Raw genomic sequence first — 21379 nt, 5'->3', positions numbered from 1 at the left:
AGATGGGCATCCGATCTCTGGCATACATGCGTATCGAGGCCACCGACATGAACGCGTGGCGCGAGTACGGGCTCAAGGTGCTCGGCATGGTCGAGGGCAAAGGCGTCACTCCGGGCGCGCTCTACCTACGTATGGACGACTTCCCGGCCCGGCTTGTCATCGTTCCGGGTGAGAAGGACCGACTGCTCGTATCCGGTTGGGAAACTGCGAATGCTGCCGAGTTGCAGAGCATAAGAAGTTCCCTGGACAGTGCCGGTGTTTCCTACAAGGAGGGCACTGCCGAGCAGATTCAGGACCGTCGAGTAGACGAGTTGATCGTGTTCGAGGACCCGTCGGGCAACACCCTCGAGGCGTTTCATGGGGCGGCTCTCGAACATCGGCGCGTGGTCAGCCCGTACGGCCATACGTTCGTCACCGGCGAACAGGGCCTGGGTCACGTCGTGCTCTCCACCGACGACGATGACGCGTCACTGCGGTTCTACCGCGATGTCCTCGGCTTCCGGCTTCGCGATTCGATGCGTCTGCCTCCGCAGATGATGGGTCGGCCTGCCGACGGAGATCCCGGATGGTTGCGATTCTTCGGGTGCAATCCTCGGCACCACAGCTTGGCGTTCCTGCCGATGCCGACCCCCAGTGGAATCGTGCATCTGATGATCGAGGTCGAAAACTCCGACGACGTCGGACTCGGACTCGACCGCGCATTGCGTAAGAAGGTTCCGATGTCGGCAACGCTGGGACGTCACGTCAACGACTTGATGCTGTCCTTCTACATGAAGACTCCCGGCGGCTTCGACATCGAATTCGGTTGCGAAGGAAGACAAGTCGAAGACGAGAAATGGGTTGCCCGCGAAAGTACGGCCGTGAGCCTGTGGGGACACGACTTCTCGGTGGGAATCAGATAGGTGAGTGAACACGTGGCGAACTTCGAACCCCGGACGTTCCGGACTGTTCTCGGGCAATTCTGCACCGGAATCACGATCATCACTACGGTCGACGAGGACGTCCCGGTGGGCTTCGCCTGCCAGTCGTTCGCCGCGCTGTCGCTCGATCCACCACTCGTATTGTTCTGCCCTACAAAGGGTTCCAGGTCATGGGCTGCAATCGAACGAAGCGGAAAATTTGCAGTCAATGTCCTGGGTGAAGAGCAGCAGGACACCTGTGCGCGTTTCGGATCTCGTGAGCCGGACAAATTCGCCGGTGTCGAGTGGAGCCCGTCGGAACTGGGCTCGCCCATTCTGGCAGGCTCGCTCGCGCACATCGATTGCACGGTGGAGAGGGTTCTCGACGGTGGTGACCACTACATCGCCATCGGTCGGGTCCACTCACTCGGCGAGATCACCGGTGAGCGTCCGTTGCTCTTCTACCGCGGCCAGTACACCGGTATCGAACCGGACAAGACCGTTCCCGCACCATGGCGGGACGATCTCGAAGCTTTCCTTACCGCGTCGTCTCCGGACACCTGGTTGTAATTCGAGTCACGACCAAAAAATCGCCCCGGGCATACCCGGGGCGATTTTTCGTTCACTGAATATCTCGTCGTGCCGGCTCGCTCGGCCGGCGACGGGTCCGACTACACAGCCGCGGGAGCGTATCGGCTCACGTACTCGCTCGGTCGCCCGAACAGCTGTGAAGAGCCGTGTGCCCGTTTGAAGTACAGGTGTGCGTCGTGCTCCCAGGTGATCGCGATGCCACCGTGAATTTGTATCGAATCTGCGGCGATGTGCGAGAGTGCTTCGGAGCAGTGCACTTTCGCTACACCCGCATCGTCGTGGGCCGACGGAAGCTGCTCGGCGAGTGACCGCGCGGCTGCGTACGACACCGATTTTGCGCTCTCGAGCAGAACGTACATATCCGCCATACGGTGCTTTAGCGCCTGGAAACTTCCGATCGGGCGACCGAACTGTACCCGGGTGCGACTGTATTCCACGGTCATGTCCAGGCTTGCCGCAGCAGCACCAATTTGATCGGCAGACAGTGCGGTACAAGCGATATCGCGAACTTTTGCGAGCGTATCGGGCGCGGTATCGATCTTGCGCCCGGTGACGCCGGCGAACTCGACGGTGCTCAGTCGACGCGTGGGGTCCATCGTCGGAGTGTTCCGACGGGTGACGCCTGCGGCGGACGGGTCCACCTCGTACAGCGATACCGTGCCGTCGTCCGAGGCAGCGACGACGAGGACATCGGCGTACAGACCGTCGAGGACGTACTCCGCCACACCGGTGAGAGTTCCGTCGGTGACGGTCACCGGGACGTCGTCGTCACTCCATACCGAACCGGCCCAGCACAACGCTGCAATGGAACTGCCCTCCGCGATGCCGGGGAGCAAACGCTCACAGGCCTCGCGGTCGCCGGACACGAGTAGTGCCTGGCCTGCGAGTACAACCGAACCGAGCATCGGCGACGGCGTCAGGGATCTACCCAGTTCCTCGAGCACCACGTGCGATTCGATGGCCCCGAATCCGGCTCCGCCGAACTCCTCCGGAATTGCCAGTGACGCAATGCCGACCTCGCACAATTGCTGCCACAGCGACTCCTGGTAGCCGCGGTCGGTATCGATCGCGGCGCGCATGTCCGAGCGCTTGTCGAGCAGCGATCTGATCATGACCCGCAGATCGTTCTGCTCTTCGGTGAACACTCCTACCCCGTTCATACGGCGGCCAGAGCGTGTGCGATACGTGCGCGGTGAGCAGCGACGGTTCCCCATGCGGTGTACAGGGCACGTGTCTTCGTCAGCCACAGCGACAGGTCGTACTCGGCGGTGTAGCCGATCGCGCCGTGCACCTGGAGTGCGACGCGCGACGCGAGGTAGGCAGCCTCGGAACTGGCGACCTTCGCGGCCGATACGTCACGGGATGCGTCCTCGCTGCCGTCGGCGATGGAGATAGCGGCGCCATAGATGAGCGGCATCGCCATTTCCAGACCGATGAGTGCGTCGGCCAACTGGTGCTTGATCGCCTGGAAGGAGCCGATGGGCTTGCCGAACTGCACACGGCCCTTGGCGTACTCGGTGGTCGTATCCACCAGATGGCGGCCGAGTCCGAGAAGCTGCGCCGAACAGGCCAACGCTGCCAGATCGAACGCGCGATCCCAGGCCTGTGCGACGGCGGGGTCCTCGACCAACGTCGAGCCGTCGGTAACCTCGAACAGCCTGCGGGCAGTGTCGACGGAATTGCGACGAGTCCCTGCCTGCACCTGCTCGATTCGCGATCCGTTCACGCGCAGCACGAGGTCGCAGATGTCTGCATCCAGTGCGCGAGGACTTGCCACGGATGCAAGCGAAGATCCGTCGGCAATCCCAGGAAGCCATTTCTCGGCGAGATCGCCGAACGGTGCGAGCAGTGTCGGCGCCACCGCGACGGATTCGATCAGAGGGCCGGGCGCTGCTGCGCGTCCGATCTCGATGAATCCGACGACGAGGTCGACCGGATGTGCGCCGAGACCGCCGTGGTTCTCCTCGATGGTCAACCCGGTGACGCCGGTGTCGGCGAGTCCGCGCAGTAGCTTGCGGCCCGGTTCGAGTTCGTCGCGGCTCCAGGCTCGAACTGCCCCGGCCGAACCGGCGAGCTGTTCACGCAGACTGGATGCGAAGTCTTGTTGTTCAGTGGACAGTGCGAATCTCATCGGTCCGCCTTAGGAAGGCCGAGCAGACGCTCGGCAACGATGTTGCGTTGAATCTCGTTGGTACCCGCGTAGATCGGGCCGGAGAGAGAGAAGAGGTAGCCGTCCTGCCAGGAGCCGTCGAGCTCGCCGTCGTCGCCGAGTAGGTCGAGTGCGGTCTCGTGCAGTGCTACGTCCAGTTCGGACCAGAAGATCTTGTTGACCGAGGACTCTGCACCGAGTGCTCCGCCTTCCTGCAGGCGTGTCACCGTGCCGAAAGTGTGCAGGCGGTAGGCACGCGCCCCGATCCATGCGTCGACGACGCGATCGGTCGTGTTCGAATTCGCCACCGCATCGGAATTCTTTTTCCAGTGCTCGATCAAGCGATCTGCTGCGGCAGTGAACCTTCCGGGGCTGCGCAGGGAGAGTCCGCGTTCGTTGCTAGAGGTGCTCATGGCAACGCGCCATCCGTCGTTCGGTTGCCCGATGACGTCGGCGTCCGGAACGAAGACATCTTCGAAGAAGATCTCGGCGAAACCGGCCTCACCGTCGAGTTGCGGGATCGGACGCACCGTGACGCCTTCGGCGGTCAGCGGGAACATCACGTACGTCAGGCCGCGGTGGCGCTGCGCTTCGGGATCGCTACGGAACAGACCGAAGCCCCAGTCTGCGAAGCTCGCGCGCGAACTCCAGGTCTTCTGACCGTTGAGGACCCAGCCGCCCTCGACCTGCTTGGCGCTCGACCGGATACCAGCAAGGTCACTGCCGGCCTCGGGCTCGGACCAAGCCTGTGCCCAAATGTCGTCGCCGCGTCCCATGCGCGGAAGGAAACGCTCGCGCTGTTCGTCGGTTCCGTACTCGAACAGCGTTGGAGCGAGCAGGAAGATTCCGTTCTGCGCGACGCGTCCCGGTGCGCCGGCCGCGTAGTACTCCTCCTCGAAAATTACCCATTCCAGCAACGAAGCGTCACGGCCACCGAGTGCGCTCGGCCATGAGACGACGGAGAGGCGGGCGTCGGCGAGGGTGTTCTCCCACTGCCGGTGCTGCTCGAAGCCCTCTGCCGTGTCCATCGAGGCAAGCGGCTCCGAGGGGATGTTTTCGGCGAGGAACTCGCGCACGCTGTCGCGGAACGCAATTGTGGAGTCATCGAGATCGAGATCCATTTACTTGCCCTTCTCCTTCATCGTCTTGGCGTTCATGCCGCCGAGGGAGTCGGTGTCGACCTCGGCATTGTGTGCATGCGCAAAGTGGTGGAGACCGAATACCGAGTCCATGCCTGCGCGCATTCCCATCTGGTCCTCGCACTGGTTGACGGCCTTCTTGGTCAACGCAAGTCCGAACTGCGGCATCGCCGAGATGCGTCCGGCGAGAGCGCGGGTCTCCGACTCCAGATCATCTCGCGGTACGACGCGCGAAACCATGCCCCACTCGTAGGCGCGCTGTGCAGAGAAGCGGTCGCCGGTGTAGAGGATTTCCTTGGCGGCACGGGTGCCGAGTACCCACGGATGCGCGAAGTACTCCACTCCCGGGATGCCCATGCGCACAACGGGGTCGGAGAAGAATGCATCGTCGGAGGCCACGATCAGATCGCATACCCAAGCGAGCATCAGTCCGCCGGCGATGCAGGCGCCCTGTACCGAAGCGATGATCGGCTTCGGGATTTCGCGCCAACGGCGGCACATCCCGAGATAGACCTCCATCTCGCGAGCGAAACGTTGGTCGCCACCGACCCGATCGATGTGGTCCCACCACATGACGGCCTTGTTCTCGAAGTGGACGTCCACGTCGCGTTCGGGGGTACCGATGTCGTGTCCGGCGCTGAAGTGTTTGCCGTTGCCCGCCAGAATGATCACCGCGACATCGGGATCCTCGGTCGCGCGGGTGAATGCGGCGTCGAGTGCGTAGGTCATTGCCGAGTTCTGCGCATTGCGGTACTCGGGCCTGTTCAACGTCACCGTTGCGATCTTGTCGACAACTTCGTATGTCACAGGTTCGCTCATCGGATTTCCTTACCTAGTTCGATCCGGGAGGCCTTGCCGGGGGCCTCGTAATACTTGTAACGAGTGTTGCTCTGCGTCGGGCCTGCCGCATGTCGGAGTGGGTCCGGGCCGATGCTCGGTTCCGTAGTCATGGTCTCCTCGGGCGGTTCGTTAACAAGCAAGTGCTTGGTAGGTTATCCTACTGAAGTGGATGGAAGCCAGGGGCAGGTTCGGCAAGGTATCTCGGGTGCGTCCGATGTGGAGTTCGCCGCCGAGGTTCGACAATGGTTGGCAGAGAATCTGAACGGGGAGTACGCAGCCTTACGTGGGCTGGGTGGACCCGGGCGGGAGCATGAGGCCTTCGAAGAGCGGCTCGCGTGGGATCGCCACCTCGCCGCCTCCGGGTGGACTTGCCTCGGCTGGCCGGAGGAATACGGCGGACGGGCGGCGACGCTCGATCAGCAGTTGATCTTCCACGAGGAGTACGCCAAGGCCGATGCGCCCGCGCGCGTAAGCCACGTCGGCGAGGAACTGCTGGGCCCGACGCTCATCGCGTTCGGCACCGAGGAGCAGAAGAAGCGCTTTCTTCCCGGCATCAATACGGTCTCCGAACTTTGGTGCCAGGGCTACTCGGAGCCCGGTGCAGGCTCGGACCTCGCGAATGTCTCCACGACGGCACGCCTCGACGATCGAGGCTGGGTAATCAACGGCCAGAAGATCTGGACTTCGCTGGCGCACGTCGCCGACTGGTGTTTCGTCCTCACTCGGACCGAACCAGGATCCAAACGGCACGCCGGCCTGTCGTATCTCCTCGTGCCGATGGATCAACCCGGTGTAACCGTTCGACCCATCAACCAGTTGACCGGAACGTCCGAGTTCAACGAAGTGTTCTTCGAGGATGCTCGAACCGAGGCGGACCTCGTAGTCGGCGAACCCGGAGACGGGTGGCGAATTGCCATGGGAACGCTGACCTTCGAGCGCGGGGTATCCACGCTCGGGCAGCAGGTCGGATTCGCCCGCGAACTCGACGGTATCGAGGAAATTGCCCAGCGCAACGGTTCGGCCGCGGACCCGATTCTGAGCGACCGGCTGGCACGGGCGCGGATCGGACTGTCGGTGATGCGAGCGCACGCGTTGCGCACACTGGCAACCGTCGACGCCGGCACGAGCGGCGGCGAGGCATCGGTCTCGAAGCTCCTGTGGGCCAATTGGCATCGAGGACTCGGTGAACTCGCCATGGACGTGCTCGGTGCGAATTCACTGACCTACGAAGAAGAACTGACCAACCTGCAACGGCTGTACCTCTTCACTCGCGCCGACACCATCTACGGCGGATCGAACGAAGTGCAGCGCAACATCATCTCCGAGCGAGTGCTCGGCCTACCCCGAGAGGCGCGTCCATGACCGGACCACTGTCCACCCCACCGGCCGAGATATCCGGCCACGGACTACTCGTCGGCCGGGTTGCCGTCGTGACCGCCGCAGCCGGAACCGGCATCGGTTCGGCAACGGCGCGTCGGATACTCGCCGAAGGTGGGGACGTCCTCGTCTCCGACTGGCACGAGCGCAGGCTCGACGCCACTCGCGAAAGCTTGGCTGAGCAGTTCCCCGACGCCCGAGTCGAGTCCGCGGTGTGCGATGTATCGAGCACCGAGCAGGTACGCAACCTCATCGACACGGCCGCCGAGCGGATGGGCCGCATCGACATCCTCGTCAACAACGCAGGTCTCGGTGGCGAAGTTCCCGTCGTGGACATGACCGACGAGCAGTGGGATCGAGTCCTCGACATCACGCTGAACGGCACGTTCCGCTGCACCCGGGAGGCATTGCGGTACTTCCGTACTGCCGGTCACGGTGGCGTCATCGTCAACAATGCAAGCGTCCTCGGCTGGCGCGCGCAGAAGGGACAGGCGCACTACGCCGCCGCGAAAGCCGGCGTCATGGCGCTGACCCGCTGCTCCGCCGTCGAAGCAGCCGAATTCGGAGTGCGAATCAATGCCGTCGCACCGAGCATCGCAAAGCATGCGTTCCTCGCCAAGGTGACCTCCGAGGATCTTCTCGACCAACTGTCTGCGGACGAGGCCTTCGGCCGCGCTGCGGAACCGTGGGAAATCGCAGCAACCATCGCGATGCTGGCCAGCGACTACTCGAGCTACCTGACCGGTGAGGTGGTGTCCGTCTCCAGCCAGCGGGCCTGAGACGGGTCCCTCACTTCGCCGTCCGGCGAGGATGCGGGGACAATGACTGGCTATGGAGATCGCTGTCTTTCTCGTGGCCCTCGCGGTCGGTGTACTCACCGTCGCGGGCCTGGCCGAGCGACTGGGCGTTCCGCCGCCCCTACTGCTGATCGTGGTAGGGGTCGCGGCGTCCTACGCGCCGGGAATGCCGGAGATCCACCTCGAACCCGAGGTGGTATTGCTCGGACTGCTTCCGCCCCTGCTCTATGCGACGGCGATCCAGTCCTCTCTGGTCGATATCAATGCCAACCGCCGATCGATCCTTCTACTGTCGGTCGTGCTGGTTGCCGTCACGGCAATCGGCGTCGGCGCAATCGTGCACGCCATCCTGCCGGGGATCTCCTGGCCCGCATCGCTCGCGATCGGTGCAGTCGTGGCACCACCGGATGCGGTCGCGGCCTCTGCAATCGGACGCCGAATCGGCCTACCTCGTCAGATAGTCACGATCCTCGAAGGTGAATCGCTGCTCAACGACGCGACGGCCCTCGTCGCGCTGAGCACGGCAATTTATGCGCTGAGTAATTCGGTGAATGCCGGCCGGATCGGACTCGACTTCGTCATCGCGGCAGGCGGCGGCGTTGCAGTCGGCCTGGTGACGTTCTACGTTGTCGCCAACTTACGGCGCAGACTGACCAATCCCGTGCTGGATACCGCGATTTCGTTCGTCGTCCCGTTCGCTGCATATCTCTTGGCCGAGGAGATCAGTGCCTCCGGTGTACTGGCGGTCGTCGTCGCCGGACTGTTGCTCGGACACGAAGCCCCGATCCTGCAGTCGGCGCAATCCCGGATCGCGGAGCGCATCAACTGGCGAACCATCGCCTTCATTCTCGAGAATGCAGTATTCCTGCTCATCGGCCTACAGGCGTCGTGGATCGTGCACGACGTCGCCAAAAGTTCGCTCTCGCTCCTGACCATCGTCTCGGTGTGCGCAGCCACGCTCGTAGGTGTGATCGTGATCCGAATCTTCTGGGTGTTCGTCTCCCGCTACGCCCTGGTACGCCCGGGGGCCGATCTCACGACCGGCACGGTCCCGTCGTGGCGCTACACACTGCTCATCGGCTGGGCCGGGATGCGCGGAGTCGTCACACTCGCCGCCGCCTTCATCATTCCGTTGGGAACCCAGGACAGAGAAGTCCTGCTTCTCATTGCTTTCACGGTCGTCGCCGGGACTCTGTTCCTGCAAGGGCTTTCGCTTCCGCTGCTCGCCCGGCGGCTGAAGGTCCCGTCACCTGATCCGATGGATGACGCCTTGGCACGCGCCACCCTGCTGCAGCAAGCGTCGAAAGCGGGATATGCCGAGCTCGACAAGCTCGAATACGAGGACCCCCACGACATCGACACCCTCGTGCGTCAACGCGTGGAGCAACGCAATTCCGCTGCATGGGAGCGACTCGGGACCACCGCGGATCAGGAGTCCCCCAGCGAGCTGTACGCCCGCGTCCGATTGACCATGATCAAGGCCGAACGCGATCGAATTCTCGAGATCCGCAGTTCCGGAAAGGTGCCCTCCGAGGTCGTCGGCGAAGTACTGGGGATGCTCGACGTCGAGGAATCGATGATCGACGCGGGGAGTGAGTCGCGTCGAGATATTCGAGCGTCGAACGAACTGCGTGGCCACCCCGGAGTCTCATGCGAAGATCTCGACCGATACCCGGAAGAGCAAACACACACCGACGGCACTTGTCATGAGTGCGTCCGCGACGGGACGGAATGGGTCGCGCTGCGTGCCTGTCTGAATTGTGGACACATCGGGTGTTGCGACTCCTCGGCGCGCCAGCACGCCACCGCACACTTCCGGGAGACAGGCCACCCCGTCATGGAATCCGCCGAGCCGGGGGAGAACTGGCGATGGTGCTTCGTACATCACCTGACGGCCTGACCCCTGCACGTATGCAAAGCAAGTGCTTGGTTGGTATGGTGTGCTCGTGCCCCGAACCCCCAAAGCCGTAGGACGACGCGAAGAGCTGCTCGAGCTCGCCGCGACGCTCTTTGCCGAACGTGGCATGCGTGCAACGACGGTCCGTGACATTGCCGACGCAGCTGGGATCCTCTCCGGAAGTCTCTATCACCACTTCGACTCCAAGGAGTCGATGGTCGACGAGATTCTGCGGGGGTTCCTCGACGAACTCTTCGACAGCTACCACAAAATTGTGGCAGAGGGATTGGGTCCGCGGGAAACCCTGGAAGGTCTCGTAGTGGCGTCGTTCGACGCGATCGACCGCTCGCATTCGGCCGTCGCGATCTATCAGGACGAGGCCAAGCACCTCGTCGGCACCGAACGCTTCGAGTACATCACCGAGCGTAATAGTGAGTTTCGTGAACTCTGGAACGGTGTGGTCGAGCGCGGTATCGCAGATGGCAGCTTCCGGCCGGATGTCGACGTCGAACTCGTCTACCGATTCATGCGCGACACAGTGTGGGTGGCAGTCCGGTGGTATCGCCCGGGTGGCAAGCTCACCGCGGAAGCCGTCGCGCAGCAATATCTCGCCATCGTGCTCGACGGATTGTCGAGCACTCCCAAGTCCGTCACACGATCCCGCACGGCGTCAACCTAGGAGAGTCTTCCCATGCCCGAGGCCTATATAATCGACGCTGTTCGAACTCCGGTCGGTAAGCGCGGCGGTTCCCTCGCCGAGACGCACCCCGCCGATCTCGGTGCGAGCGTCCTGCGTTCCCTGATGGATCGGTCCTCGATCGATCCGTCCCAGATCGACGATGTCATTTTCGGCTGCGTCGACGCCATCGGTGGGCAAGCCGGAAACATCGCGCGCACAGCGTGGTTGGCGGCCGGATTCCCGGAGGAAGTACCAGGGGTCACCGTCGATCGTCAGTGCGGTTCGAGCCAGCAGGCGATTCACTTCGCCGCCCAGGCCGTCATGAGTGGGACGTCGGATCTGATTGTCGCCGGTGGCGTACAGAACATGACACAGATCCCGATCGCGGCAGCGATGGTCGTGGGACAGCAGTACGGCTTCGAGACCCCGTTCAGCGGGTCGAAGGGGTGGGAACACCGCTACGGCAAGCAGGAAGTCTCGCAGTTCCGCGGCGCCGAGCTCATCGCCGAGAAGTGGGACGTCACGCGTGAAGACATGGAGCAGTTCGCTCTGGCCAGCCATCAGCGCGCTCGGCACGCTATAGCCGAAGGGCGATTCGATCGCGAGATCGTCGGCGTCGGCGACTTCATGGTCGACGAATGCCCGCGTGAGACGACTCTCGAGAAGATGGCTTCGCTCAAGACCCTCGTCGAGGGTGGACGGCTCACCGCGGCCCTCGCCAGCCAGATCTGTGACGGAGCGAGCGCGACTCTCGTGGCCTCCGCAGCAGCAGTCGAGGCACACGGACTCACCCCGCGCGCCCGGATCCATCACCTCAGTGCTCGCGGAGACGACCCGATCTTCATGCTGAGTGCGCCGATCACGGCCACCAAGCACGCACTCGAGAAGGCAGGCCTGTCGATCGACGACATCGACGTCGTGGAAATCAACGAGGCGTTCGCTCCCGTTGTCCTGGCATGGCTGAAGGAGACCGGCGCTGATCCGGCCCGGGTCAACATCAACGGTGGTGCGATCGCTCTCGGGCACCCACTCGGCGCGACGGGGGCAAAGCTCTTCGCCACCATGCTGTGTGAACTCGAACGTACCGGTGGCCGCTACGGCCTGCAGACCGTCTGTGAAGGCGGCGGTACCGCCAACGTCACGATCATCGAACGGCTCTGATTCTCGCGTAAGCGCCGACGTCGGGGCGAATGTCGGACCTGTGTGCGACCCTGTGGTCGTGACCGAGTTCGCCCCCGACGCCCCGGCGAGCAGTGCTGAGGCCAGCATCATGCACGCCGATCTGGACTCTTTCTATGCGTCGGTAGAGCAGCGAGACGACCCACGCCTTCGCGGCAAACCGGTGTTGGTCGGCGGTGGTGTCGTGCTCGCCGCCAGTTACGAGGCCAAAGCATTCGGGGTGCGGACCCCCATGAGCGGCGCTCGAGCCCGGGCACTGTGTCCGCACGCGATTTTCGTTGCCCCTCGTATGGACGCGTACACCGAGGCGAGCCGGGCCGTATTCGAGATCTTTCGTAACACCACTCCGCTCGTGGAGGGCATTTCCGTCGACGAGGCGTTCCTCGAAGTCGGTGGGTTGGGCAAGATCAGAGGCACCCCGGTCCAGATCGCCGAAAAGCTGCGGCGTGAGGTCAAGGAGCAGGTCGGCCTGCCCATCACTGTCGGCATCGCCTGCACCAAGTTTCTGGCGAAAGTGGCCAGTGCGGTCGGAAAGCCGGACGGGTTGCTGTTGGTTCCGCCCGGCAGTGAGCTCGAGTTCCTTCATCCGCTGAAGATCGAGCGGCTATGGGGCGTCGGTAAGGTCACCGCAGACAAGCTCCATGCGTTCGACATCGTGACCATCGGTGACATCGCCGCCCACAGCGAAGCCTCCATCGTGTCGATTCTCGGTAAAGGCGCCGGGCATCATCTGTATTCACTCGCCAACAATCGCGATCCCCGACAGGTTCAGACGTATCGGGGGCGCAGTTCCATCGGTGCGCAGCATGCACTCGGGAGCGGCCCGACGTCGTCGGCGGAGGTGAAGGTCTCCCTCATCGCCCTGGTGGATCGAGTGACGCAGCGGATGCGTGCCGCTGAACGCACCGGTCGCACAGTGGTTTTGAGCGTACGGTTCGGTGACTTCACCCGCATCACGCGTTCCCGCACGCTGGGCCGTGCAACGGCCGACACCCAGGCCATTCTCGACGCGTCCCTGTCGCTACTTCAGGAAACTGCATCTCTGATCGCCGAGCGTGGGATCACCTTGGTGGGCATCACGGTGTCCAATATCGAACGTACGGGCACCGAGCAACTCGAGCTGCAGTTCGATCGACCCGAGAATGCGCCGAGCGCTTCTGCGCTCGACGTTGCGCTCGACGGCGTCCACACCAAATTCGGTAAGGGCGCTTTGACCAGGGGAGTGTTGTTGGGTCGCAACTCCGGTTCTTCGGTTCCGCTACTTCCGGACTGACACCGTCAGCTCGAAGTTCTTCGGCATCAACGTCAGCCGTTCCTCGATCTTCAACCGGTAGTCGGGGTCGGCCCGAATGTCGAACTGCTGCAGTATGGTTCCGAGAACGAGCACTGCCTCATGAATGGCGAACTGCCGACCGATGCATGCGCGTTCACCCGTACCCCAGGGCTTGTAGACGTGCCCCGGCCGTGACCGAACATTGGCGGAAAGGAACCGATCGGGGTCGAAGGCGTCGGGGTTTTCGCCCCAGACCGGGTCTCGGTGCAGACCAGGGATGAGAACGAACGCCCAATCGCCCTTCTTCATCGAATGGATGCCGCCGATCGAGGTGTCTTCGCGCGCTTCACGGGCGAATGCAGGCGCAGTCGGCCAGAGCCGCAAACTCTCGTCGAGGATGCGTCGAACCAGGCGGAGCTTGGGGACCTGCTCGAACTCCGGGGTCTGTGAACCCCATACCTCGTCGACTTCGGCGCGCGCGGCCTCGAGAATGTCGGGGTGCTGCGAGAGGTAGTACAGAGCGAAAGACAGCGCGCCCGAGGTGGTTTCGTGGCCGGCGATCAGGAACGTCACGATCTGCTGGCGAATGTTGATCTCGCTCAGTGCATTGGGATTGTCGGCGTCACGCGCAGCATCGAGCATGATGTCGAGAAGATCTCCTTGCCCCGACGTGCCCGCATCGCGGCGAGTGCGCACGATGTCGTCGAGAAGGGTTGCGATGTAGTGCTTGTCGCGTTCGTTCCTACGGTCAGCGTTGCGAAAAACGATGTCGGCCAGCCATGGGATCGGCACGATTTCGCGTCGCTGATTGTGTGAGAGGACCCCGACCATCGCGTCGACGAAAGGGTGCGGCTTGTCGCGGTTGAACGAGTCGAACCCATAGCTGAATCCGGTTCTGCCGATGGTGTCGAGGGTCAGCTTGGTCATGTCGGCGGACACGTCGACCTTGGTGTGCGAGCGCCAGTGCGCCGTGAGATCGGCTGCGACGTCGACCATGATGTGGTGGTAGCTGCGCATTGCAGGCTGGGTGAAGGCCGGGCGGAGTAGATCGTGTGCCTTCTGCCAGTTCGGCTCGTCCGAATGTGCAGTGAACAGAGCATCGCCTCCGATCGAGCGCAAGCCCACGATAGCGGGGGACACGTGTTTGACGAACCGATGCTCGTCGCACAACTCCCCGGCCAGGTCGGCGCCGGAGACCATCACATATTGGCGCCCCATGACCACTCGTTCGAAGATCGGGCCTAGCTCCCCGGCAAGGGCGATCGAATCCTGAACGGGCGTCGATGCGTGTACTCCGACGACATCACCGAGGAACGGGAGGCGCTTACTCGGGTGCGGAAGTGCGTGCGTCGCCACGTCGACGTCGGAGACCATGCTGACCCTCCCGATTCACTACTGAACTCGAATACAACAGTGAACCTACTCGCTACTGAATCAGTGTCAACTTCTCACTCGGAGAAGTAATGTCGGCCTGGGTGACGGGCTGGCGCAGGATCGTCTTCAGCTTGTCCGGGGCGGTGCGACGTACGTCGCTGAGGTAGACCTCGTGGTGCTTGCCTGCCATCCGTAGCGACTGCGATGGGATGAACTCGTAATGCATCCGGTCGAGCACGGGCCCCTCGTCGTCGTAGGGGCCGATGTGGAGGGTCTGGACAGCGAGCCCTTCGCTGAGTGTTTCGCGCCGAAGCGCGTGGAGGGCAGGCGCGCCACCGTTTCGTTCGACCGTGCGCCGCGTTGCGTCGTAATGCTCATCGGTGATCCAGTCGGGAGTCATGATCATCACCGTCCAGTCCCATTGGGACTTGTCCCGAGCCGAAGTGAACGAATCCATATCGGTGGACCACCAGAGCGCTTCGAGTGGCATCACGGTGTAGTCGCGATCGAGCTCGTTCTTGCTGAAGAACTTCAATTTGTATGCAACGGGATAGATCGTGGCCAGAGCATCCCGGTAGGCGGCGGAGGTGTTGGGATCCCCGTGGCCGTCGATCATCAAGAACGTCATGTCCGGCACGGTGACGACCTCGAATCTGCCTCGAGGTGCGGTGTACGTCTGGATCTGTTTCTTGAAGTCGACCTTCACGATCGGTTCCCCCTGCGTGTCTACCCCCGGTGGCGCGGCTCGCCATCGATGACGGTTTGTAGTGCGTCGCCGTAGCTTTCGACGATGGTATCGGTAGATGCGGCGAGCAGCCACGGGCTTTCGACGACGTACAGAGCGGTCATAAGTCCGGATAGCTGAGCTGCGAGCAGATGAGCACGCAACTCGGCGTCGCCACCGGAAAGCCGCGGAGCGAGTGGCGCAATAATCATCTGCTCGATCGCTTCCTGCAGGTGTTCGCGGACCACTGGGCGATCCGATGCGCGAACGAGTGCTGCATAGACGGCAGCCGAAGTGCCCACCTGTCGCTGACGTGTTCTTCGGACCACGAAATCGACCAACGCCCTGCCTAATTCATCGAGTGGGCCTTGCATGACCTCTACGAACGCGTCGGACATCGTCATCGTGCGAACGAAGAGCTTTTCCTTGGAGCCGAAGTATCGAATGACCAGCGCTGGATCCACGCCGGCGTGTCTGGCGATGTCACGGACCCCGGTGGCGGCGAAGCCTTGTTCGGCGAACAGTTGCGCCGCGGCGGCCTGTACGGCTTGGCGGTTGTGAGCGGTACCCGACCGGGCGCCCTCGTCTGAGATCTCGACCAGCATGCTTCGCATCCTTCGTTCGGTTTGATCAACCACTTGCCACCAATCATAGTCAACAGTGTTGACAAATCCACTGTCAACACTGTTGACTGTTGTTTGTCATCATCGTTGACACTTGAACTGAAAGGTCTGTTGCGCATGCCACACTCCAGTGACCACCGGCATCCCGACTGGGATCAGGCCTTCGGGGCCGACACCGAAGCCATCGCACCCGCTCATATTTTGGAGCATTCCCAAGCATCGGCGTCCGCTCCTGCCGACGGTCGGACCGCGTGGCGCTCCGTCGTCGAAGCGATGGTGTTTCCGATCTTCTTCGCCGTGATGTTCGCGCTCTGCTATGTGAGCGCCTTTCACAATCCGACACCCCGGAATGTGGAAATAGTGGTCACCGGTCCGGAGTCCTCCACCACTGCACTCGTCGATCAACTCGCGAGCAAAGTCGAGGGCAAATTCGACCTCCAGGCATCGACAGACACCGCTGCAGCGATCGAACGCCTGCAAGGCCGCGAGATTGCCGGCGTCATCGAACTGGGTTCACCTATGACCGTGCACGTCGCGTCCGCCGAGGGTCCGGTGCTCGTGCAAGCCGTCGAGGGGTTGACCCAACCACTTGCCGCTGCCCAGGGACAACCGGCGAACATCGTCGATCACGCGCCGCTCGCACCCGATGACCCCACCGGCCAAGCGTTGTTCTACCTGCTCGTGGTGTCCACGATCATCGGCTATCTGACGATCACCGTCCTCGCGCAGGTTGCCCCGGCCATGAAGATGCGACCCAAGCTCGGAATTCTCACTGCAATGTCCGTCATCGGTATCGCGTTGTCGTACCTCGTGTCGTCGATATTCGTGGGGTTCTACGCAGCTTCGTTCGTGGAGAACCTGGCGATGCTCGCGGTGATCTTCACCTATACCTTCACCGTCGGACTGGTCAGCATTCTGGCCAACAAGGTATTCGGCCATGCCGCGATCATGGTGGTGATGCTCCTGATGATCTTCCTGAACTTCCCCAGCGCAGGTGCGGCTATCCCGGTCGACTTCCTCCCCGGATTCTGGTCGGGTGTCAGCAACTTCTGGATCGGCTCAGGGGCGATGGATGCGGCCCGTTCCATCGTTTACTTCGGTAGTACTGGCGTCGACAAGGGACTGTTCATCCTGGGCGGATGGCTCGTCCTCACCGTGGCACTGCTGGTCTTCACCCACCGGCCCAAGAAGACGTCGAAGGATGTTGCGGCGCACGCCGCACACTGACCCGACAATGGACGTGGACTCCCCGAGCATTCGGCGGAGTCCACGTCCATCTTTGTCTCGAAGTGCTGCCTAGTAACATCGCGAACACGATGTCCAGCCCACGTAAACGCCTGTCACCTGATCTGCGACGCGCACAATTGCTCGACATCGGGTCCCGCCTGTTCGCCGAGCGGCCGTACGAAGACGTGTGGATCGAGGAGGTCGCCGATCTCGCAGGCGTCTCACGCGGATTGATGTACCACTACTTTTCCTCGAAGCGTGACTTCTTCGCCGAGATCATTCGCGTCGAGTCGGCACGGATTCTCGAGATGACGGCCCCCGATACCTCGCGCCCGATCACCGAGCAGGTTGCAGCGGGGCTCGATGCATACATCGGTTACGTGCTCGCCCACGAACACGGAATCCGCGCGGTCAACCGAGGAGCGATGTCCGGAGACACCGAGATTCAGGCGATGGTGACGGCCGAACTCGGGGTGCAGCAGGATCGCATCCTTGCCGCCCTTCCCCCAGAGATCCGAGAGGACGAGGTTCTCAGAACGGCGCTACGGGGATGGGTGTCGTTCGTGCGGGCTGTATGCCTCGACTGGATGGACCGCCGGACCATCTCCGAAGAAGATGTGCGCGCACTGTGCCTACGTGCGCTCGAGGGACTTCTCAGGCTCTAGAAGGATCGCACGACCAGGACTATCGTGGCGGCTATGTGCCGAAACATCACGACCCTGCGCGGGCTCGAACCGCACGCCACGGACGATGAGATCGAGGCTGCGGCAAGACAGTACGTTCGCAAGATCAGTGGCGTCCAGAAGACGTCCGACGCCACCCGGGAGGCGTTCGAGCAGGCCGTCGCGGAGGTGACTGCCACCACGCACCGACTGCTCGACGCGCTGCCCGATAGACGCCAACCGCCCCCCACCGTCCCGCCCCTGCGCAGGCCCGAGGTCCAGGCGCGGATTGCCGCAAAGGCTTCCGCTTCCTAGCTCTCGGCTGATCTGGCAGGGGGCGATATCGGTGGAGGGCGGTGACAGAAGGTCGATCAGCTGACGGTCGTGAACTTCTGGATGTCCTCGATCCGACGCACTGCGTCTTCGACGATCGAGGAGATCAGCTCGGCACAGGTCGGCAGGTCTTCGATCATTCCGACAACCTGACCCGAAGCCAACACACCAGCGTGCGTATCGCCGTCGACCAACCCTGCTTTGAGCAGCATCGGTGTGTTCGCAGCCATGATGATCTGCTGCCACGTGCGATCGCTGCTGCGGCGCATCGCAATTCCGTCGCGGGCGAGATTCGACCACGTCATACCGGTCATCGACTTGAACTTGCGAGCATTTCCGACTGCGGCAAACAGGCCACGAGCGGGGTTCGACTGCTCGAGGCTCGTCACCAATTCGGTGTTGAGCACCCGGTGCGGCATGCCGTCGACGCGTCGCGAGACCGTCGTGTCCTGCAGACCCCGTTTGAGGTATTCCTGCTTGACCGAATCAGGGACCGTGCTCTCCTGCGTCAACAGGAATCGGGTACCCATCGCAACGCCCGCCGCGCCGTAGGCCAATGCCGCAGCGAGGCCGCGGCCGTCATAGAAGCCGCCTGCCGCCACCACGGGGATGTCGACGGCGTCGAGCACTGACGGGAGCAGAAGCGTCGTCGCGACCGGTCCGGTGTGACCGCCGCCCTCGCCGCCCTGGACGATGACTGCGTCGGCGCCCCAGGCTGCAACCTTCTTGGCGTGCTTGGCTGCACCGATCGATGGAATTACTACTACGCCTGCCTTTTTGAGCAGCGCGATGAGTTCTTCCTTGGGTGCCAGCGCGAAGGATGCGACACGCACGTTCTCCCGAATCAGGAGATCGATGCGTTGCCGAGCGTCGGTGGCATCTGCACGGATGTTGACGCCGAAGGGCTTGTCGGTCAACGTCTTCGTTTTCGCCACTGCCGCTTCGAGCTCGGCATAGGTCATCGTCGCCGACGCCAGGATGCCGAGGCCGCCCGCGTTGGCGGTGGCCGCGACCAGGCGCGGCCCGGCAACCCAGCCCATACCGGTCTGAACGACGGGGTGTTCGATGCCGACCAGTTCGGTCAGCGGCGTGCGAAGGCCGGTCATCCCTTGACCTCGCGGCTACGCGACCCCTTGGGGTCGATGACGCCGAGCAAGGTCATCTCTTCGTCGGTGGGGAGCCTGGAATCGGTGACATCGGCAGTGTCGAGTTCGAATCCGGTGTTCTCGAGCACCTCGTCGACGGTGACTCCGGGATGCACGGAGAGCAGGCGCATCGCGTGGTTCTCGCCGGAGAAGTCGAATACGCCCAGATTGGTGACGACCCGGTGAAGATCGTGGTAGGCGAACCCTGCGTTGTCGGTGACGCGGTCGTAACCGACACCGGACACCAGATCGACGGTCTCGGTGAAGACGCGTGCCGAGTGCCGCGCAATCCAGTAACTGGTGCGGTGATTGATCGTGTTGCCGGGGGCGCCGCGGGAGCCGAACATCTGCCGGGTCGGCTTGTCGTGCGGGCCGAAGTGCGAAATGTTCTGGTTGCCGAACCGGTCGATCTGGTTGGCGCCCATCACGACATGACGTCGACCGCTGGCGACGACGTCGAATACCTTCCGGTACGGGATCCATCCCTCGATCGCGCCGGTGGCACCGAGTGCCGGTGTGTCGGCCATGAGGTACGCCTCTCCGTCGGAGAGGAGTAGGTCGGGCTCGGTGGTGAGTTTGGCTAGGCGGGCACCGATGCTGGGCATGAGGCCCATCGGGCTTGCCATGATCTCGCCTGCGCCTGCGAACATGTCCGCGCATGCAACTGCGCAGATGTCCGCCCGGGTGATGTCGATGCCGCTCATGCGGACGCCCCTTCCTGATTTGTCAGCTGAGCGAAGCGCTTCCACCCGTCGGGTTCGGACGCTGCCTCCGCATACTGTTTCTGGAGTTCTTCGTCGCGACCGTAATCAGGTACGCACGAGGTGAATCCGGCACCGCCCGGTGCCTCCACGACGCCGTCGACCATCATTCGGTTCAGCAGGAGAGCCTGCGGGGGAGCGCTCGCAACAAGTTCTGCGGTATCGACGATGCGTTCGACGGAAACGAAACGCTGTTCGGCAGCAAGGCAGAACAAGTCGTCGAAGTACGGGTCAGGGCCGAGGTATGCGGCGTTGCCGTGGGCGTCGGCGAGGTTCAGGTGAACCAGCGCGGCGTCGAGTTCGAGAGCAGGCATCGCGATGAGTTCGCTGCCGTCGTCGTACGGCGAGACAACGGTCTTCAACTCGGGGAAGTACTTCGGCACATCGGAACCGAGACCGGCACGCATCGGCAGGAACGGCAGTCGCTGTGCGGCGGCCTGGAGGCCGGTGTTGACCATGCCCTCGTCGAGCTCGCGGATCTCGATCGCTCCGGCCGTGCGGGCTGCGGAGAAGTACGGGTCGTACGGAATCGAGTCGAGGGAGACGAAGCCGAAGTAGAGCTTCTTCAATTTCCCTGCTGCACAGAGCAAGCCGACGTCCGGTCCGCCGAAGCTGACGACAGTCAGATCGGTCAGGTCCGAGCGGAGGATCGCCTGGATCAGAGCCATCGGCTTACGACGCGATCCCCAGCCCCCGATGCCGATCGTCATGCCGCTCTTCAGCCGGCCCGCGACGTCGTCGGCGGTAATCACTTTGTTGCGCATTGCTGTCATTTTGCTGCTGCTCCTTTGGCACGTGCGAGATCGTCCTCGAACGATGCGCGGATCTCGTCGGCGGCTCCCGACAGGTTCAGTTCGAAGGTGAAGCCCTGCTCGTAGCGGTAGCTTCTGTGGACCGGCTGCAGATCGATACCGTTGAGTGCTTCCTTCGCGGCTCGGATCACCCGCGGGTCCTTGGCCGCGATATCGCGTGCGATTTCCAAGGCAGTATCGTCCAGTTCCGCTCGCGGAACCACTCGGTAGACCGAGCCGTGGTGCTCCAACTGCTGCGCGGTGATGGTTGACGCGGTGAAGAACAGCGCGCGCATCAGGTGCTGCGGGACAAGTCGGGACAGGTGCGTCGCCGCGCCCAGGGCGCCGCGGTCGACCTCGGGGAGTCCGAAGGTTGCGTCATCGGAAGCAACGATGATGTCGGAGTTACCGACGATCCCGATGCCCCCGCCGAGGCAGAATCCCTGCACGGCGCTGATGACTGGTACCGCGCAGTCGTAGACCGCTGCGAATGCTGCGGCGCATCCCCGGTTGGCGTCGATGAGACGTCCGTGCCCGGAGTCGCGCGCGAACTCCTTGATGTCGACGCCCGCGCAGAACCCGCGGTTCTCCGCTCGCACGACCACGACGCGTGTGTTCTCGTCGCGGCTAGCTGCTGTGACTATGTCAGCGAAGTCGAACCATCCTTGCGTCGGATACGCGTTGACGGGTGGGTAGTCGACCGTGACGACGGTGATTCCGTCGGTGGTGCTCGAAGTGATTGCCATTGATCAAGGATCCTCACGTAAGCTGAAAAACAAGCAAGTGCTTGGTAGGTTAACACGAAGACGGCCATATCGGTCTTCTCGACAGTTCAGGGTCTTGCTCTTAAGGCCCGTTTCCGCGGTTTTCGTCGAATTACAAGATCAACATGTCTGTTGATCAGCGGGAAACAGTCAAT

Annotated in this window: 23 protein-coding genes; 11 read left to right on the top strand and 12 right to left on the bottom strand. The window is 62.7% G+C overall.

The window, feature by feature from the left end:
• Nucleotides 1-2 precede the first annotated feature (2 nt).
• The gene (gene hsaC / locus H2510_RS17610) at nt 3-902 is read left to right on the top strand and encodes an iron-dependent extradiol dioxygenase HsaC (protein WP_186629598.1); all 900 of its coding nucleotides are present in this window, start codon (nt 3-5) and stop codon (nt 900-902) included.
• Nucleotides 903-1469 (top strand): 3-hydroxy-9,10-secoandrosta-1,3,5(10)-triene-9,17-dione monooxygenase reductase subunit, encoded by a 567-nt coding sequence (hsaB, locus tag H2510_RS17605; protein ID WP_088944212.1) that lies wholly within the window; start codon nt 903-905, stop codon nt 1467-1469.
• Between the two features lie 101 nt (nt 1470-1570).
• Here the strand turns inward: hsaB and H2510_RS17600 are convergent, their stop codons facing one another.
• Genes H2510_RS17600 through H2510_RS20900 form a run of 5 tightly spaced genes read right to left on the bottom strand, consistent with a single transcriptional unit; the run spans nt 1571 to nt 5728 of the window.
• Complete coding sequence (locus H2510_RS17600; protein WP_186629597.1) at nt 1571-2650, bottom strand: acyl-CoA dehydrogenase family protein; 1080 nt, start codon at nt 2648-2650, stop codon at nt 1571-1573.
• Entirely contained in the window at nt 2647-3621 is a 975-nt protein-coding gene (locus H2510_RS17595; RefSeq protein ID WP_186629596.1) for an acyl-CoA dehydrogenase family protein, read from the bottom strand. Before H2510_RS17595 ends, H2510_RS17600 begins: the two co-directional genes overlap by 4 nt.
• Nucleotides 3618-4760, bottom strand: a complete 1143-nt coding sequence (locus H2510_RS17590; RefSeq protein ID WP_186629595.1) for an acyl-CoA dehydrogenase family protein — start codon at nt 4758-4760, stop codon at nt 3618-3620. The genes H2510_RS17595 and H2510_RS17590 overlap by 4 nt, the downstream gene beginning before the upstream one ends.
• Nucleotides 4761-5597, bottom strand: a complete 837-nt coding sequence (locus tag H2510_RS17585; RefSeq protein WP_084345462.1) for an enoyl-CoA hydratase — start codon at nt 5595-5597, stop codon at nt 4761-4763.
• Nucleotides 5594-5728, bottom strand: coding sequence for a hypothetical protein (locus tag H2510_RS20900; protein ID WP_261393007.1), 135 nt, complete (start codon nt 5726-5728; stop codon nt 5594-5596). The genes H2510_RS17585 and H2510_RS20900 overlap by 4 nt, the downstream gene beginning before the upstream one ends.
• Nucleotides 5729-5783: 55 nt before the next feature.
• On the opposite strand from H2510_RS20900, the gene H2510_RS17580 reads away from it, so the two are divergent.
• The 6 genes from H2510_RS17580 to dinB all read left to right on the top strand — a co-directional run bounded on the left by H2510_RS17580 (nt 5784) and on the right by dinB (nt 12820).
• Entirely contained in the window at nt 5784-6980 is a 1197-nt protein-coding gene (locus H2510_RS17580; RefSeq protein WP_315901412.1) for an acyl-CoA dehydrogenase family protein, read from the top strand.
• Nucleotides 6977-7774, top strand: a complete 798-nt coding sequence (locus H2510_RS17575; RefSeq protein WP_186629594.1) for an SDR family oxidoreductase — start codon at nt 6977-6979, stop codon at nt 7772-7774. The genes H2510_RS17580 and H2510_RS17575 overlap by 4 nt, the downstream gene beginning before the upstream one ends.
• A gap of 52 nt (nt 7775-7826) precedes the next feature.
• Entirely contained in the window at nt 7827-9692 is a 1866-nt protein-coding gene (locus tag H2510_RS17570; RefSeq protein ID WP_186629593.1) for a Na+/H+ antiporter, read from the top strand.
• Nucleotides 9693-9738: 46 nt separating this feature from the next.
• On the top strand, nt 9739-10368 hold the full coding sequence (locus H2510_RS17565) for a TetR/AcrR family transcriptional regulator (protein ID WP_283472824.1): 630 nt from the start codon (nt 9739-9741) through the stop codon (nt 10366-10368).
• Nucleotides 10369-10380: 12 nt separating this feature from the next.
• The gene (locus tag H2510_RS17560) at nt 10381-11529 is read left to right on the top strand and encodes an acetyl-CoA C-acetyltransferase (protein WP_186629592.1); all 1149 of its coding nucleotides are present in this window, start codon (nt 10381-10383) and stop codon (nt 11527-11529) included.
• A gap of 109 nt (nt 11530-11638) precedes the next feature.
• Entirely contained in the window at nt 11639-12820 is a 1182-nt protein-coding gene (gene dinB / locus H2510_RS17555; protein ID WP_222438889.1) for a DNA polymerase IV, read from the top strand.
• Here the strand turns inward: dinB and H2510_RS17550 are convergent.
• From H2510_RS17550 to H2510_RS17540, 3 genes are read right to left on the bottom strand one after another with little or no spacing between them, the layout of a single operon-like run.
• Nucleotides 12806-14194, bottom strand: a complete 1389-nt coding sequence (locus H2510_RS17550) for a cytochrome P450 (RefSeq protein ID WP_186629590.1) — start codon at nt 14192-14194, stop codon at nt 12806-12808. The genes dinB and H2510_RS17550 overlap by 15 nt on opposite strands.
• Before the next feature lie 52 nt (nt 14195-14246).
• Nucleotides 14247-14900 (bottom strand): GyrI-like domain-containing protein, encoded by a 654-nt coding sequence (locus H2510_RS17545; protein ID WP_186629589.1) that lies wholly within the window; start codon nt 14898-14900, stop codon nt 14247-14249.
• A 20-nt stretch (nt 14901-14920) separates the two neighbouring features.
• On the bottom strand, nt 14921-15523 hold the full coding sequence (locus tag H2510_RS17540) for a TetR family transcriptional regulator (protein WP_186629588.1): 603 nt from the start codon (nt 15521-15523) through the stop codon (nt 14921-14923).
• Nucleotides 15524-15658: 135 nt separating this feature from the next.
• Here H2510_RS17540 and H2510_RS17535 point away from each other — a divergent pair, with 135 nt between their 5' ends.
• From H2510_RS17535 to H2510_RS17525, 3 genes are all read left to right on the top strand, one after another.
• Nucleotides 15659-16768, top strand: a complete 1110-nt coding sequence (locus tag H2510_RS17535; RefSeq protein WP_222438868.1) for an ABC transporter permease — start codon at nt 15659-15661, stop codon at nt 16766-16768.
• Between the two features lie 89 nt (nt 16769-16857).
• Nucleotides 16858-17433 carry a TetR/AcrR family transcriptional regulator gene (locus H2510_RS17530; RefSeq protein ID WP_186629587.1) on the top strand — a complete coding sequence of 192 codons (576 nt, stop codon included), beginning with the start codon at nt 16858-16860 and terminating at the stop codon, nt 17431-17433.
• A gap of 33 nt (nt 17434-17466) precedes the next feature.
• Entirely contained in the window at nt 17467-17745 is a 279-nt protein-coding gene (locus H2510_RS17525; RefSeq protein ID WP_136170959.1) for a DUF2277 domain-containing protein, read from the top strand.
• 56 nt (nt 17746-17801) lie between these two features.
• On the opposite strand, the gene H2510_RS17520 is transcribed toward H2510_RS17525, so the two are convergent.
• From H2510_RS17520 to H2510_RS17505, 4 genes are read right to left on the bottom strand one after another with little or no spacing between them, the layout of a single operon-like run.
• Nucleotides 17802-18869 carry a nitronate monooxygenase family protein gene (locus H2510_RS17520; RefSeq protein ID WP_084345453.1) on the bottom strand — a complete coding sequence of 356 codons (1068 nt, stop codon included), beginning with the start codon at nt 18867-18869 and terminating at the stop codon, nt 17802-17804.
• The gene (locus H2510_RS17515) at nt 18866-19612 is read right to left on the bottom strand and encodes a CoA-transferase subunit beta (RefSeq protein ID WP_186629586.1); all 747 of its coding nucleotides are present in this window, start codon (nt 19610-19612) and stop codon (nt 18866-18868) included. Before H2510_RS17515 ends, H2510_RS17520 begins: the two co-directional genes overlap by 4 nt.
• On the bottom strand, nt 19609-20433 hold the full coding sequence (locus H2510_RS17510) for a CoA transferase subunit A (RefSeq protein WP_397517383.1): 825 nt from the start codon (nt 20431-20433) through the stop codon (nt 19609-19611). Before H2510_RS17510 ends, H2510_RS17515 begins: the two co-directional genes overlap by 4 nt.
• 5 nt (nt 20434-20438) lie before the next feature.
• Nucleotides 20439-21206, bottom strand: a complete 768-nt coding sequence (locus H2510_RS17505) for an enoyl-CoA hydratase family protein (protein ID WP_084345451.1) — start codon at nt 21204-21206, stop codon at nt 20439-20441.
• Nucleotides 21207-21379 lie beyond the last annotated feature (173 nt).

The organism is Rhodococcus sp. BP22 (assembly GCF_014281965.1).
Lineage (GTDB): Bacteria > Actinomycetota > Actinomycetes > Mycobacteriales > Mycobacteriaceae > Rhodococcoides.
Note: the sequence above shows the minus strand (reverse complement) of the source record. Positions and strands in the feature narration are given on the sequence as shown.

Coding starts and splice junctions, on each gene's coding strand:
- H2510_RS17510 (WP_397517383.1), bottom strand. CDS start 20,433: ATGCGCAACAAAGTGATTACCGCCGACGACGTCGCGGGCCGGCTGAAG.
- H2510_RS17520 (WP_084345453.1), bottom strand. CDS start 18,869: ATGACCGGCCTTCGCACGCCGCTGACCGAACTGGTCGGCATCGAACAC.
- H2510_RS17590 (WP_186629595.1), bottom strand. CDS start 4,760: ATGGATCTCGATCTCGATGACTCCACAATTGCGTTCCGCGACAGCGTG.
- H2510_RS17540 (WP_186629588.1), bottom strand. CDS start 15,523: ATGCTGGTCGAGATCTCAGACGAGGGCGCCCGGTCGGGTACCGCTCAC.
- dinB (WP_222438889.1), top strand. CDS start 11,639: ATGCACGCCGATCTGGACTCTTTCTATGCGTCGGTAGAGCAGCGAGAC.
- H2510_RS17505 (WP_084345451.1), bottom strand. CDS start 21,206: ATGGCAATCACTTCGAGCACCACCGACGGAATCACCGTCGTCACGGTC.
- H2510_RS20900 (WP_261393007.1), bottom strand. CDS start 5,728: ATGACTACGGAACCGAGCATCGGCCCGGACCCACTCCGACATGCGGCA.
- H2510_RS17575 (WP_186629594.1), top strand. CDS start 6,977: ATGACCGGACCACTGTCCACCCCACCGGCCGAGATATCCGGCCACGGA.
- H2510_RS17530 (WP_186629587.1), top strand. CDS start 16,858: ATGTCCAGCCCACGTAAACGCCTGTCACCTGATCTGCGACGCGCACAA.
- hsaC (WP_186629598.1), top strand. CDS start 3: ATGGGCATCCGATCTCTGGCATACATGCGTATCGAGGCCACCGACATG.
- H2510_RS17560 (WP_186629592.1), top strand. CDS start 10,381: ATGCCCGAGGCCTATATAATCGACGCTGTTCGAACTCCGGTCGGTAAG.
- H2510_RS17570 (WP_186629593.1), top strand. CDS start 7,827: ATGGAGATCGCTGTCTTTCTCGTGGCCCTCGCGGTCGGTGTACTCACC.
- H2510_RS17600 (WP_186629597.1), bottom strand. CDS start 2,650: ATGAACGGGGTAGGAGTGTTCACCGAAGAGCAGAACGATCTGCGGGTC.
- H2510_RS17550 (WP_186629590.1), bottom strand. CDS start 14,194: ATGGTCTCCGACGTCGACGTGGCGACGCACGCACTTCCGCACCCGAGT.
- H2510_RS17585 (WP_084345462.1), bottom strand. CDS start 5,597: ATGAGCGAACCTGTGACATACGAAGTTGTCGACAAGATCGCAACGGTG.
- H2510_RS17535 (WP_222438868.1), top strand. CDS start 15,659: ATGCCACACTCCAGTGACCACCGGCATCCCGACTGGGATCAGGCCTTC.
- H2510_RS17515 (WP_186629586.1), bottom strand. CDS start 19,612: ATGAGCGGCATCGACATCACCCGGGCGGACATCTGCGCAGTTGCATGC.
- H2510_RS17595 (WP_186629596.1), bottom strand. CDS start 3,621: ATGAGATTCGCACTGTCCACTGAACAACAAGACTTCGCATCCAGTCTG.
- H2510_RS17525 (WP_136170959.1), top strand. CDS start 17,467: ATGTGCCGAAACATCACGACCCTGCGCGGGCTCGAACCGCACGCCACG.